Source organism: Sphingomonas sp., from assembly GCF_023266535.1.
GTDB lineage: Bacteria > Pseudomonadota > Alphaproteobacteria > Sphingomonadales > Sphingomonadaceae > Sphingomicrobium.
This window is the reverse complement of sequence record NZ_JAHFPY010000076.1, coordinates 1-12,464: the sequence shown is the minus strand read 5'-3', so window position 1 is coordinate 12,464 and position 12,464 is coordinate 1. Positions and strand designations below refer to the sequence as shown.

13 protein-coding genes are annotated in these 12,464 nt (G+C 62.8%); 3 read left to right on the top strand and 10 right to left on the bottom strand.

Annotated elements, in window-relative coordinates; genetic code table 11:
- Together Q0C64_RS11365 and Q0C64_RS11360 are read left to right on the top strand one after the other, a co-directional pair.
- On the top strand, positions 1 to 1,890 hold a 1,890-nt coding region (locus tag Q0C64_RS11365; RefSeq protein WP_294123874.1), incomplete at its 5' end, for a S9 family peptidase.
- A gap of 15 nt (positions 1,891 to 1,905) precedes the next feature.
- Positions 1,906 to 3,879 (top strand): S9 family peptidase, encoded by a 1,974-nt coding sequence (locus Q0C64_RS11360; RefSeq protein ID WP_294123872.1) that lies wholly within the window; start codon positions 1,906 to 1,908, stop codon positions 3,877 to 3,879.
- Positions 3,880 to 3,943: 64 nt separating this feature from the next.
- Here the strand turns inward: Q0C64_RS11360 and rpsD are convergent, their stop codons facing one another.
- Positions 3,944 to 4,558 carry a 30S ribosomal protein S4 gene (rpsD, locus tag Q0C64_RS11355; RefSeq protein ID WP_294123871.1) on the bottom strand — a complete coding sequence of 205 codons (615 nt, stop codon included), beginning with the start codon at positions 4,556 to 4,558 and terminating at the stop codon, positions 3,944 to 3,946.
- 176 nt (positions 4,559 to 4,734) lie between these two features.
- Between rpsD and Q0C64_RS11350 the strand changes: the two genes are divergently transcribed.
- On the top strand, positions 4,735 to 5,043 hold the full coding sequence (locus Q0C64_RS11350; RefSeq protein WP_294123869.1) for a chorismate mutase: 309 nt from the start codon (positions 4,735 to 4,737) through the stop codon (positions 5,041 to 5,043).
- An 11-nt stretch (positions 5,044 to 5,054) separates the two neighbouring features.
- Here Q0C64_RS11350 and Q0C64_RS11345 read toward each other — a convergent pair whose 3' ends face one another.
- The 9 genes from Q0C64_RS11345 to Q0C64_RS11305 all read right to left on the bottom strand — a co-directional run.
- Positions 5,055 to 5,309, bottom strand: coding sequence for a hypothetical protein (locus tag Q0C64_RS11345; RefSeq protein ID WP_294123867.1), 255 nt, complete (start codon positions 5,307 to 5,309; stop codon positions 5,055 to 5,057).
- 73 nt (positions 5,310 to 5,382) lie between these two features.
- On the bottom strand, positions 5,383 to 6,108 hold the full coding sequence (locus tag Q0C64_RS11340; RefSeq protein ID WP_294123866.1) for an RNA methyltransferase: 726 nt from the start codon (positions 6,106 to 6,108) through the stop codon (positions 5,383 to 5,385).
- Positions 6,105 to 6,584, bottom strand: a complete 480-nt coding sequence (gene nrdR / locus Q0C64_RS11335) for a transcriptional regulator NrdR (protein ID WP_294123864.1) — start codon at positions 6,582 to 6,584, stop codon at positions 6,105 to 6,107. Before nrdR ends, Q0C64_RS11340 begins: the two co-directional genes overlap by 4 nt.
- 3 nt (positions 6,585 to 6,587) lie before the next feature.
- A complete protein-coding gene (gene glyA, locus Q0C64_RS11330; protein ID WP_294123862.1) occupies positions 6,588 to 7,895 on the bottom strand; it encodes a serine hydroxymethyltransferase in 1,308 nt (435 codons plus the stop codon).
- Positions 7,895 to 8,341, bottom strand: coding sequence for a ribose 5-phosphate isomerase B (gene rpiB, locus Q0C64_RS11325; protein WP_294123860.1), 447 nt, complete (start codon positions 8,339 to 8,341; stop codon positions 7,895 to 7,897). The genes glyA and rpiB overlap by 1 nt, the downstream gene beginning before the upstream one ends.
- A gap of 44 nt (positions 8,342 to 8,385) precedes the next feature.
- Positions 8,386 to 8,664: a YdeI/OmpD-associated family protein gene (locus Q0C64_RS11320; protein WP_294123857.1), complete on the bottom strand. Its 279-nt coding sequence runs from the start codon at positions 8,662 to 8,664 to the stop codon at positions 8,386 to 8,388.
- A gap of 70 nt (positions 8,665 to 8,734) precedes the next feature.
- The gene (asnB, locus tag Q0C64_RS11315; protein WP_294123855.1) at positions 8,735 to 10,663 is read right to left on the bottom strand and encodes an asparagine synthase (glutamine-hydrolyzing); all 1,929 of its coding nucleotides are present in this window, start codon (positions 10,661 to 10,663) and stop codon (positions 8,735 to 8,737) included.
- A 4-nt stretch (positions 10,664 to 10,667) separates the two neighbouring features.
- Entirely contained in the window at positions 10,668 to 11,888 is a 1,221-nt protein-coding gene (hemA, locus tag Q0C64_RS11310; RefSeq protein WP_294123854.1) for a 5-aminolevulinate synthase, read from the bottom strand.
- A 73-nt stretch (positions 11,889 to 11,961) separates the two neighbouring features.
- The coding region (locus Q0C64_RS11305) for an aspartate/glutamate racemase family protein (RefSeq protein ID WP_294123853.1) at positions 11,962 to 12,464 on the bottom strand (503 nt) is incomplete at its 5' end.

Here is a 12,464-nt window from a genome sequence, read left to right as displayed (position 1 = left end):
AAGGCGTTCGGAACGCGGCCGGCGGCCGAACAGGTCGCAATCTCGCCATCCGGGGACAAGGTGGTGATGCTTGTTGCCGGGCCAGGCAGCCAAACCACCGCAAAGGTTTTCGATCTTCGTACCGGCGCTGAATCCGTTGTAGTCTCTTCGCCCGGCAAGCCCGAAACATTGCGCTGGTGCGAGTTTGGAACCGATACCCAGCTCATCTGCCAATATGGCGGCAACCTCGACGTTGATGGACTGCTAGTCGGATTCAGTCGGCTGGTGCGGGTCGGAACCGACGGCAAGGGCCTGAAGCTGCTTGGCCAGGAGAAAAGCTTCTACGACAATGGCCTTCGCCAGAACGATGGCGATATTCTCGATTGGCTAACGAGCGGCAGCGGCGCGGTGCTGATGGCGCGCGAATATATTCCGGAAATTGGCAAGACCGGAACCAGGATGATCCGTAAGTCCAAGGGCCTGGGTGTCGACCGGATCGACTTGCAAAGCCTGGAAAGCAGCACCGTCGAGGCTCCTGATCGCCTCACGACCGGCTTTATGACCGACGGCCGCGGCAATGTCCGGTTGCGGATTCGCGACGAGGCGGAAGATGATGGCACCCTGACGGGCGTGATCAGCTATTCTTATCGCGTTCCAGGATCGAACGACTGGAAATCGCTTGGCCAATATAATTCCCGCGACAACAGCGGCATCTATCCGCTGGCAATCGAAGCGGACAGCAACTCCTTGTTTCTCTTGCAGAAACTGAACGGACGCGACGCGCTCTATCGAATGGCGCTCGACGGAACCGGAACAACCACTCTCGTCAGCAAGAATGATGCCGTCGACATTAACAGCGTAAAGCGGTTCGGACGGGGCCAGAAGGTCATCGCTTACACTTATACCGACGATAGAGCGCGCACGGTCTATTTCGACCGCGAATTCGGTGGGCTCGCCCAGTCTCTCGGACGTTCCCTTCCGGCATCGCCGTTGATCAATTTTGCCGGCGCGAGCGCCGACGCCAATGATTTGCTCATATTTGCCGGGTCCGACACCAATCCCGGCACCTATTATTTTCTCGACCGTAAGACGCATGAAATGGCGGACCTGGCCGACGTCAGGCCGGCGCTCAAAGGCAAGACGCTGAGTCCGGTCAAGGCAGTAACCTACAAGTCTCGGGACGGGACGACCATTCCGGCCTACATTACAATTCCAGCAGGCAGCAGCGGCAAAAATATGCCGGCAATCGTGCTTCCCCACGGCGGCCCCAGCGCCCGCGACGAATGGGGTTTTGACTGGCTCTCGCAGTTCTTGGCGGCACGAGGCTATGTCGTGATCCAGCCGAACTATCGCGGCTCGTCCGGCTATGGCGACGACTTCCAGAATGTGAACGCTTATCGCAATTGGCAAACGGCAATGTCGGACATTGCAGACTCGGCGCGCTATTTGGTCGATTCCGGAGTGGCAGCAAAGGATCGGGTGGCAATCGTCGGCTGGTCCTACGGTGGCTATGCAGCGCTCCTGTCAGCGACGATTGATCCCGATCTCTACAAGGCGGTGGTCGCAATTGCGCCGGTGACTGATCTCGAACTGAAGAAGCGCCGGGCCGAAGATTTCACCAACTCCGAACTGGTGAAGCAAATGATCGGGTCGGGAGAAAACGTCCGCGCCGGGTCGCCTGCGCGCAATGCGGCGGCGATCAAGGCGCCCGTGCTCCTAGTCCACGGCGATCTCGACGTTAATGTGGGCATTGAGCACAGCCAGCGAATGGCGAGTGCGCTGACTGCTGCCGGCAAGCCAGTCGAGTTCCTGAGCTATAAGGGGCTCGACCATTATCTCGACGACAGCAATGCCAGGATCGAGATGCTGACCAAGATGGGTGCGTTGCTCGACCGGACGATCGGCCATTAGCTTTTAGGAAATAAGATGTTGCCCAATCAATTTGGTGGAGCGCTGGTCGCGCTGATGGCGACTAGCAGCCTGTCGGCAGCGCCGCTTGCCGACGATGCGAAAGCATTTGGCGCCCGGCCGTCCGCCGAGCAGATGGCGATCTCACCTTCCGGCGATAAGGTCGTGATGCTGGTGGCGGGGCCGGGGCGGACGACCTATGCCAAGGTTTTCGACCTGAAGACCGGCGCCTCGACGACTGCAGTCGGGTCTCCGGGCAACCCGGAATCGTTGCATTGGTGTCAGTTCGCCAGCGATACGCAGCTAGTCTGCCGCTATGGCGGGAACGTCGACATGAGCGGGCAGATTGTTGAGTTCGGACGGCTCGTTACGATGGGCATCAGCGGCACTGGACTGAAACCGCTCGGCCAGCGCCGGAGTTCCTATGATGGCGGATTGCGTCAAACCGATGGCTCGATCCTTGACTGGCTGCCCGGCGAGGACGGTTCAGTCCTCATGGCGCGCGAATATGTGCCCGAGGTCGGTCTAGCGATCAGCCACGTGGCGCGCAGCAAGGAAGGGCTCGGGGTCGATCGCATTGATTTGAAAACATTGAAGGCGGACAGCGTCGAGCCCGCCAGTCGCTGGACGTCAGGCTATATGACCGACGGGCGTGGCAATGTGCGGTTGCGGATACGTGACGAAGCCAAGGGCGACGGGTTGCTCACCGGGATAACCAGCTTTGCTTACCGAGTGCCCGGGTCACGCGAGTGGAAGCCGCTCGGTGAATATGACGCCCGTACCTACAGAGGTATCTATCCCCTGGCGATCGAGGCCGACAGCAACACGCTATTTGCCCTGCAAAAACTGAATGGGCGCGACGCTCTTTACCGCATCGCCCTTGACGGCTCTGGCAAGTCTTCGCTCGTGGCCAAGAACGATGCCGTCGACATCCGCGGGGTCGAGCGGTTCGGGCGTGGCCAGCGAGTCATCGCTTACAATTATGCGGAAGACCGCGGTCGCTCGATCTATTTCGACGCGGAATTCGAGAAGCTGTCTGCATCGCTGGGCAAGGCATTGCCTTCCTCGCCGCTGATCGACTTCGCCGGCGCAAGCGCGGACGGCAATGCGCTGCTCATATTCGCCGGTTCCGACACCAATCCTGGAACCTATTACTTGCTTGATCGCAAGACACGAGAGATGAGTGAGCTGGCGGACGTTCGCCCCGCGCTCAAGAATAGGATGCTCAGCCCGGTCAAGGCGGTGCAATACAAGTCGCGCGACGGAGCGGTGATCCCCGCCTATGTGACCGTCCCGACGGGAAGCAGCGGCAAGAATATGCCCGCGGTGGTGCTACCGCATGGCGGGCCTAGCGCCCGCGACGAGTGGGGATTTGACTGGCTGGCGCAATTCCTTGCCGCGCGCGGCTATGTCGTGGTCCAGCCCAACTATCGGGGCTCGGCCGGCTATGGTGAGGAATTCCTCAATGGCAACGGCTTCCGCAACTGGCAAACTTCGATTTCTGACGTGATCGATTCGGCGCGCTATCTGGTGAGTGAGGGCATCGCCGATCCAAAGCGCTTGGCGATCGTCGGATGGTCCTACGGCGGTTATGCGGCGCTCCAGTCGGCCGCGGTTGAGCCGGACCTGTTCAGGTCGGCGGTCGCGATCGCGCCGGTTACCGACCTGGGGCTGTTAAAGAGAGATGCGGAGGGCTTTACCAACTCGGAACTGGTCAAGGATTTCGTGGGCTCAGGCGCACACGTTCGCGATGGCTCCCCGCTGCACAACGCGACAGCGATCAAAGCGCCCGTGTTGCTGGTGCATGGTGACCTCGATGCAAATGTCGGCATTGAACACAGCCAGAAGATGGAGAGCGCGCTGCGCAGAGCAGGCAAGCCGGTCGAGCTACTCACCTACAAGGGACTCGATCACCAGCTGGACGACACCAACGCACGAATCGAAATGCTGACCAAGACCGGCGAACTGCTCGACCGGACAATCGGCCATTAGGCGCAAACAAAAAGGGCGGCCCCGGATGGGACCGCCCTTTGCTGTTCCGGCAGATCTCTAGGGATCAGCGCGAATAGAATTCGATGACCAGGTTCGGTTCCATCTTCACCGGGTAAGGCACTTCGTCGAGCGTCGGGACGCGCGAGAACTGCACCTTTGAGTTACCGTCGGGCGCGACATATTCGGGGATGTCGCGCTCGGCGAGGCCCTGCGCTTCCATCACCAGCGCCATTTCCTGCGCCTTGGGGCCGAGCTCGATCACGTCGCCGACATCGATGCGGCGCGAGGCGATGTTGCACTTGGTGCCGTTGACGCGGATGTGGCCATGGCTGACCAGCTGACGGGCGGCCCAGATGGTCGGCGCGAACTTGGCGCGATAGACCACCATGTCCAGCCGGCGCTCGAGCAGACCGATCAGGTTCTGCGAAGCGTCGCCCTTCATCCGGCTCGCTTCAACATAGGTCCGCTTGAACTGCTTTTCGGTGACATCACCGTAATAGCCCTTGAGCTTCTGCTTGGCGCGCAGCTGGATGCCGAAGTCCGACATCTTGCCCTTGCGGCGCTGGCCATGCTGGCCGGGACCATATTCGCGGCGGTTGACCGGGCTCTTCGGGCGACCGAAGACATTCTCGCCCATGCGGCGATCGAGCTTATACTTGGCGCTGCTGCGCTTCGACATGGTGATACTCCAATTGCGTTTCTGTCTTCCCTGGAACCGCGCCACCTATCCGTTGCGGAAGGGCAGGACCACCGCTTCACCAGGGGTGCGGGGTCAATTGCGAGCCGCGCGCCTAGCGGGGGAGGGCCAAAAGGTCAAGCTTTGCAACGGTGCAAGGCTTTGGCATGGGGCGACACATGACCGAGATCCGCGACCCCGACGACTGCTCCACCATGACCGAAGTCCGCGCCGGGGTCGATGATGTCGACCGGCAGGTCGTTGCCCTGCTGAAGCGGCGGTTCGGCTACATGGACGCGGCGGCGCGCATCAAGCCCGACCGAGCGGCCGTACGCGACGAATGGCGCAAGGCCGACGTGCTAGCGAAGGTGGATGCGTCGGCGGCCGAAATGGGTGTCGACCGCCAACTCATGACACGGCTGTACGAAGATCTGATCGAAACCTCGATCGCCCACGAATTTGACGTGTTTGATCGAACCAGAAACTGATCGATCGCCGATTAATCAGCCGACTGAGAGCTGCCAGCCCTGTCGCTACGGACTCCGGCTAAGCGCCGCTTTTCCCAATCGGTTTCCGTCAGACAAATCTGCTTCTTCATTCGCGAGCCGGTGTAGGCCGGGTCCTCCCTGCAGATCTTCTTTTCTTTGACCTTTTTCGCCGGAACGGCCTGCTCGGTGGTTTCGGAAGCGGCCGGATTGGTCGTGCCGGGCGTGTCCGAAGCAAGCAACATCACGCTAAACAGAAGGGGGATCATGACGAATCCTATTAAATTAGATTGGAGCGCGAGACGTTAGGCCGACTATTTCGAGATTTTAAAGGCCAAAACTTCAATTTTTCGACGAACCGTTGCTCGACAGCGCGCGGATGACCCCCCGCAATGCCTGGATTTCCCGTGTCGACCATCGCGGCTTGGTCAGGATCGTGCGAAGCGTCGCCTTGGTCGCCTGAATCCTGTCGGGCGGGAAGAAATAGCCTTTCTGATCGAGCGAGCCCTCCAGCTGCCCGATCAGGCCTTCAAGGTCGCCCATCGCCGCCGGCGGTTCCAGTTCCTTGGCGGTCGGTTGGCTGAGCTCGGCGCCGCGCGACCATTCATAGGCCAGCAGGATCACCGCCTGGGCGAGGTTGAGGCTGCCGAATTCGGGATTGATCGGCACGGTCACGATGGCATTGGCCAGGGCCACATCTTCGGACTCAAGACCGGACCGTTCGGGGCCGAACAGGATCGCAGCCTGGCCGCCGGTCGAATGGATTTCCCGCGCCATTTCCTCCGGACCGACAACCGGCATCACCAGGTCGCGGCGGCGGACGGTCGAGGCGAAGACCAGGTTGCAGTCGGCGATGGCCTCGGCAGTGGTTTCAAAGACCGTCGCGGACTCCAGCAACGCGTCGGCGCCGCTGGCGGCGGGGCCGGCGTCGGGATTGGGCCAGCCGTCGCGCGGGGCGACCAGCCTGAGCTCGGTCAGGCCGAAGTTGAGCATCGCCCGTGCCGCCTTGCCGATATTCTGGCCAAGCTGCGGCCGGACGAGGACGATGACCGGTTGGATGACGCTCATAACAGCTTGTTGTGGCCGGGCGGGATGGCTTCCTTCTCGACCCGCTCGGCGATCTCGGCGAAGTCACCCGGCTCGCTGAAGTCTTTGTAAATGCTGGCGAACCTTATGTAAGCTACATGATCGAGGGCCCTCAAACCGGCCATCACCGCCTCGCCGATCCGGGCCGACGTGACCTCGTCGCCGAGCGTCTCCATCTGCCGCTGCACGCCGCTCACCAGCTGGTCGATCTTGGCCGGGTCGACATCGCGCTTGCGGCAGCTGTGGCCGATCGCCCGCTCCAGCTTGGCCCGGTCGAACGGCTCGCGCTTGCCGTCCTTCTTGACCACCACAAGGTCCTTCAGATGGACGCGTTCGAAGGTCGTAAAGCGCGCGCCGCAACCCTCGCATTGCCGCCGCCGCCGGATCGCCGCGCCGTCTTCGGACGGGCGGCTGTCCTTCACCTGGCTGTCTTCATGCGCACAGAAGGGGCAGCGCATTCCTTATCCCTGATAGATCGGGAAGCGGGCACAGAGCGCGCGGACCCGCTCGCCGACCGCCTGCTCGACCGCGCCATTATTGTCGACGCCGTTCGCCTGGAGGCCGTCGAGCACGTCGGCGACCATGTCGGCAATGTCGCGGAACTCGTCCTCGCCAAAGCCGCGGGTAGTGCCCGCTGGCGAACCGACGCGGATGCCGCTGGTCTTGACCGGCGGCAGCGGGTCGAACGGCACGCCATTCTTGTTGCAGGTGATGCCGGCATGCTCGAGGCTCTGGTCGGCGTCGGCGCCAGTGACGCCAAGCGGGCGCAGGTCAACCAGCGCGAGATGGGTATCGGTGCCGCCGGCGACCAGATCGGCGCCGCGCTCCTTGAGCCGGTTGGCCAACATCTGGGCGTTGCGAATGACGGCCTTGGCATAGGTTTTGAAGCCCGGCTCTAGCGCCTCGCCGAAGGCGACTGCCTTGGCGGCGATGACGTGCATCAGCGGGCCGCCCTGGAGGCCCGGGAACACCGCCGAATTGACCTTCTTGGCGATCGCCTCGTCATCGGTCAGCACCATGCCGCCGCGCGGGCCGCGCAGCGTCTTGTGGGTAGTGGTGGTGACGACATGGGCGTGGCCGAAGGGGGTCGGATGCTCGCCGGCTGCGACCAGCCCGGCGAAATGGGCCATATCGACGAACAGCAGCGCGCCAACCTCGTCGCAAATGGCGCGGAAGCGGGCGAAATCGAGGTGGCGCGGATAGGCAGACCCGCCGGCGATGATCAGCTTGGGTTGATGTTCCTTGGCCAGCGCCAGCAGCTCGTCGAAATCGACCAGATGATCGTCGGGCCGGACGCCGTACTGGACGGCGTTGAACCATTTGCCCGACTGGGCCGGCGGAGCGCCATGGGTGAGGTGCCCGCCGGCGGCCAGGCTCATCCCCATGATGGTGTCGCCGGGCTTCAGCAGCGCCATCATCACCGCGCCATTGGCCTGCGCGCCGCTATGCGGCTGGACGTTGGCGTAGCCGCAGTTGAACAGCTGCTTGGCCCGCTCGATCGCCAGCGTTTCAACCGAATCCGACGGCCCGCAGCCCTGGTAATAGCGGCGGCCCGGATAGCCTTCGGCATATTTGTTGGTCAGCACCGAGCCCTGCGCTTCGAGCACCGCGCGGCTGACGATATTTTCCGACGCGATCAGCTCGATCTGGGCCTGTTCGCGGACAAGCTCGGCCTTGATTGCCGCGGCGACGGCAGGATCGGCGTCCGCAAGGCGCTCGGTGAAGAAGCCCAGCGGCTGGACGTCGGTCAGGTCGGGGGCAGTGGCCATCAATCGCTATCCTGGAGAAGGTGGGAGAGCTGGTCGACGCGGCGCTGGTGGCGCCCGCCGGCGAATTGCGTGTTCAAGAAGGCGAGGACGATGTCCTTGGCCATGTCGCTGCCGATCAGCCGGGCGCCAAAGGCAATGACGTTCGAGTCATTATGTTCGCGCGACAGGGTGGCCGATAGCGGCTCGTCGACCCGGGCGCAGCGGCAGGCCGGGTTGCGGTTGACGGCGATCGAAATGCCGATGCCCGAGCCGCAAATGGCGATCCCGCGCTCGGACCTTCCGGCGGCGATTTCCTCTGCCAGCTTCTCGCCGAACTGGGGATAATCGACGCTTTCCGGGCCGTTGGTGCCAAGGTCGGTCACCTCATGCCCGGTCTCCCGCAGCCAGGCGGCAAGTTCGTCTTTTAGGCTGTAACCGGCATGGTCGGCGGCAAGGGCGATGCGCATGCCCAACACCTAGGCGATGCAGCCTGGATTCGCCAGTGGTCCGCTCAGTCCTTGAAGTATTTCTGCGCGGAAGCCCGGCGGTGCGGGCAGCCCGGCCAGCAGCAAGGGCGCCGCTTGCCGCCGAGGATGTCGTCCTGCAGCCGTTGCAGATGCTCGTCGCGGGTTTCCTGCTTTTTGACCGACGTCATCCAGCAGATCCACTCGTTGCGGGCGAGCTCGGTCAGGCCGTCCCATTTGGCCTGCAGCGCCGCGTCGGATTTGAGGACCGCACGCAGGTCATCGGGCATGTCATGACGAAAGTCCGGCGATGCGGGTTTGTTCATCGTTGTAGCCTCGATCAGCCGGTCGGAATATTGCGGTCATAGCCCCAAGACGGGTGCCCTGACCATTGGATCAGGCATCTGCTCCGCTCTGATGAAGCACCGGCTTGACCGACGATACGCTGGGGCTCTGCCTGTCGCGCTGGTCCTGCCACCAGCAGGCGAACATTGTGATGGCGTAGAGCAACTTGGCGCTATTGCCTTCGCCAGCATGATGCTGATCGAACAATGAGTCGACGGCCTGATTGTCGAGCAGGCCCGCGTCGGCGGCGCCGCTATCTTGCCACGCCTCTCGAGCAAAGTGAGAGAAATCGCCCAGGAACCAGTCCTTCAATGGCATCTGGAAGCCCTGCTTCTTGCGATCGAGTGTCCCCGCCGGCAGCCAGGGGCGGCAGGCCTCCCGCAGCGCATATTTGCCGACGCCGCGCGCCTTCAGCTTCATCGGCATGGTCAACGACCAGTCGACAAACCGATGCGACAGCAGCGGGACGCGCGCCTCCAGCGAGTGGGCCATGCTCATTCGGTCGAGCCGGTTGAGCAGGGTCGACGGCATATGCACGGTGAGGTCGCCGAACATGAATTGCTGGAGCATCGATTCCTTGGCCCATTCGGGGTCGGAATAATGGTCTTCGAACCGGTCCGGCGAGCGTTCAAACTCGATCAGTTCCGGCGAAAAGAGCCGGCGGCGAAGCGCCGGTGAACTGATCTCGGTCCCCGCGATGAACCGCTGGAACCCGGATCGGGTCTGGGCTGCATCGCTGAGACGCCGGCGCACGCGCTGGCTGGCCGCGAAAGCCGGTAGCTTCTCCAGCAAGTGTCGCGCCGGGCCGAGGGCGCGCAGCAACGGCCCCCATCGATCGGCGCTCCGCACCTTGAAATGGCGTTTGTAGCCCGCGAACAGCTCGTCGCCGCCTTCACCCGAGAGGACCACCTTGACGTGTTCGGAGGCGAGCTTGGACAAATACCAGGTCGGGATGGCGGCGCTCGCCCCTGAAGGTTCGTCAAAGCTGTGCTGGACCAACGGGATGACATCGCGCGCCTTCATCAGGTCGACCGGGCGCACGATGTGCTGGCAGCCCAGATGGTCGGCGATCCGTCTGGCGGCATCGGTTTCGTCGATCGGATTACCAGGAAAACCGATAGTGAACGCGGTTACCGGCCGATCGGATTGCATCGCCATTGCGGCCGTCACCGCCGCGGAATCGACACCGCCCGACAGGAAGGACCCCACCGGCACATCCGACAACATGTGATGATCGACCGTTGCCAGCACCTTGGCACGGGTTTCCTCGATCCATTCCGATTCAGTCAGGCCGTGATCGATCCGTACCCGCGGTTTCCAGAACCGATGCTCGCTGGCCTCGCCTTCGGGGCCGATCCTCAGGATATGCCCCGGGTCGAGCTGACGCACCTGGCGATAAATCGACCTTGGCCGCTGGACGTGCCCGAATGAGAAATAATCGTGGATGGCCTGCGGATCCACTTCGAACACATGCTCCGGCAGCAAGGTCAGTGCCTTAAGCTCGGATGCAAAGGCGATGCCCCCATGTTGCTCGGTAATGTAGAGCGGCTTGATGCCGATCGGATCCCGAGCGAGGGTCAACGTTCTTGTCAGGCGATCCCAAATCGCGACGCCATACATGCCTTCAAGTTTTAGCCAGGTATCGTCGCCCCAGACGCTATAAGCCGCGAGCAAGGTTTCCGTGTCCGAGTGGCTGTGGAAGCGACAGCCTGCCGCCTCCAGGTCCGGTCGCAGCGTCCGATGATTGTAGATTTCGCCGTTGAACACGATGACGTGGCGGCCATCCGGCGTCTCCATCGGCTGATGGCCTCCGGCGATGTCGATGATGCTGAGGCGTCGCATCCCCATGCCGAGGTCGCCATCCGTGAAATAGCCTGCATCGTCCGGGCCGCGATGGACGATGCGGTCGCACTGGGCGACCACCACGTCGTAGGCGACGGGACGATTGCCCCGCCGATACCAGCCAGCGATGCCGCACATTTCCCTAGGCCGCCATAACGGCCTGCAGCTCCAGCCGGCCCCAAATCTCGACCAGGGCGCCGGTCAATTCGTCCATCATCGCTTCGCTATGGGTCGGTCCCGGGGTGAAGCGCAGCCGCTCGGTCCCGCGCGGCACGGTCGGGAAATTGATCGGCTGGACGTAGAGGCCATACTCGGCGAGCAAAATGTCGCTGATCCGCTTGGCCTTGACCGGGCAGCCTACCAGCAACGGAACGATGTGGGTGACGCTGTCCATCACCGGCAGGCCCGCATCGCGGAACTTGGCCTTGAGCATGGCCGCGCCAGCCTGCTGGCCCGCGCGCTCTTCCTGCGAGGCCTTCAAGTGGCGGACACTAGCAAGCGCGCCGGCGACCAACACGGGTGACAGCGAGGTGGTGAAGATGAAGCCGGGCGCATAGCTGCGAATGCAGTCGATGATATTCTTATCGGCGGCGACATAACCGCCCATCACGCCAAATGCCTTGCCGAGCGTGCCTTCGATCAGTGTGACGCGGTGGGCGACATTGTCGCGCTCGCTGATCCCGCCACCATGCTCGCCATACATGCCGACGGCATGGACCTCGTCGAGGTAGGTGATGGCGCCATAGCGGTCGGCGAGGTCGCAAATCTCGGCGATCGGCGCGACGTCACCGTCCATCGAATAGACGCTTTCGAACGCGATCAGCTTGGGCGCTTCGGCCGGCGCTTCCTCGAGCAGCTGCTCGAGATGTTCGAGGTCGTTGTGGCGAAACACGCGCTTCTCGCAGCCGGAGCTGCGGATGCCGGCGATCATCGAGGCGTGGTTGAGTTCGTCGGAAAAAATGATGCAGCCGGGGAGCAGCTTGCCGAGCGTAGACAGCGCCGCCTCGTTGGAGACGTAGCCGCTGGTGAACAGGAGCGCGGCTTCCTTGCCGTGCAACGAGGCCAGCTCGGCCTCCAGCTCGACATGGTAATGGGTGTTCCCGCCGATGTTGCGCGTGCCGCCGGAGCCAGCGCCGACGCTGTGCAGCGCCTCTTCCATCGCCGCGACCACGGCGGGGTGCTGACCCATGCCGAGATAGTCGTTGGAGCACCAGACGGTGATCGGCTTCGGCCCATTGTGACCGTGGAAGCAATGCGCGTTGGGGAACGAGCCCTTGGTGCGCAAGATGTCGATGAAGACGCGGTAGCGCCCCTCGTCATGGAGACGATCGATCGCCGCCCTGAAGATTCCGTCGTAATCCAACTGGGATTTCCTTCGCTCCCGCGCCCAATATCGCCGTGAAGCAGGGAAGGCCATTGAGAACGACTCGCAACAATCAGAGAATGCGCATCTCGCCCAGACCAAAGCGCGACAAAGCAGCGGCGAGCGAATCTGGCGGCGGCGAGGTGAACACCGCAATGCCGCCGGGCGCGGCGGCCGGCCAAGGCTGGCCTCCGGTCAGATAGGCAATCCGCCGGGCGATGCCGGGGCCGCCATCGACCTGAACGATGGCCGGAAACACAGCGGCAATTTCCTCGGCGAGCAGCGGGAAGTGGGTGCAGGCCAGCACCATCACGTCCATCTTATCGCCTTCCGGCTGCTGCACCATCGGCGCGATCGCATCCTGCACTGCCTGGATCGAGATGGGCGCGCCGGCCAGTTTCGCTTCGGCCAGTTCGACCAGCTCCGGGCTGCCGTGGCGGATGACAGTGCAGTCCGAGGCGAAGCGCGCGGCCAGGTCGTCGACATAGGGCTGGCGCACGGTGGCCTCGGTGCCGAGCACGCCGATCACCCGGCTCTTCGACAGTTCCGCGGCGGGCTTGATGGCGGGAACGGTGC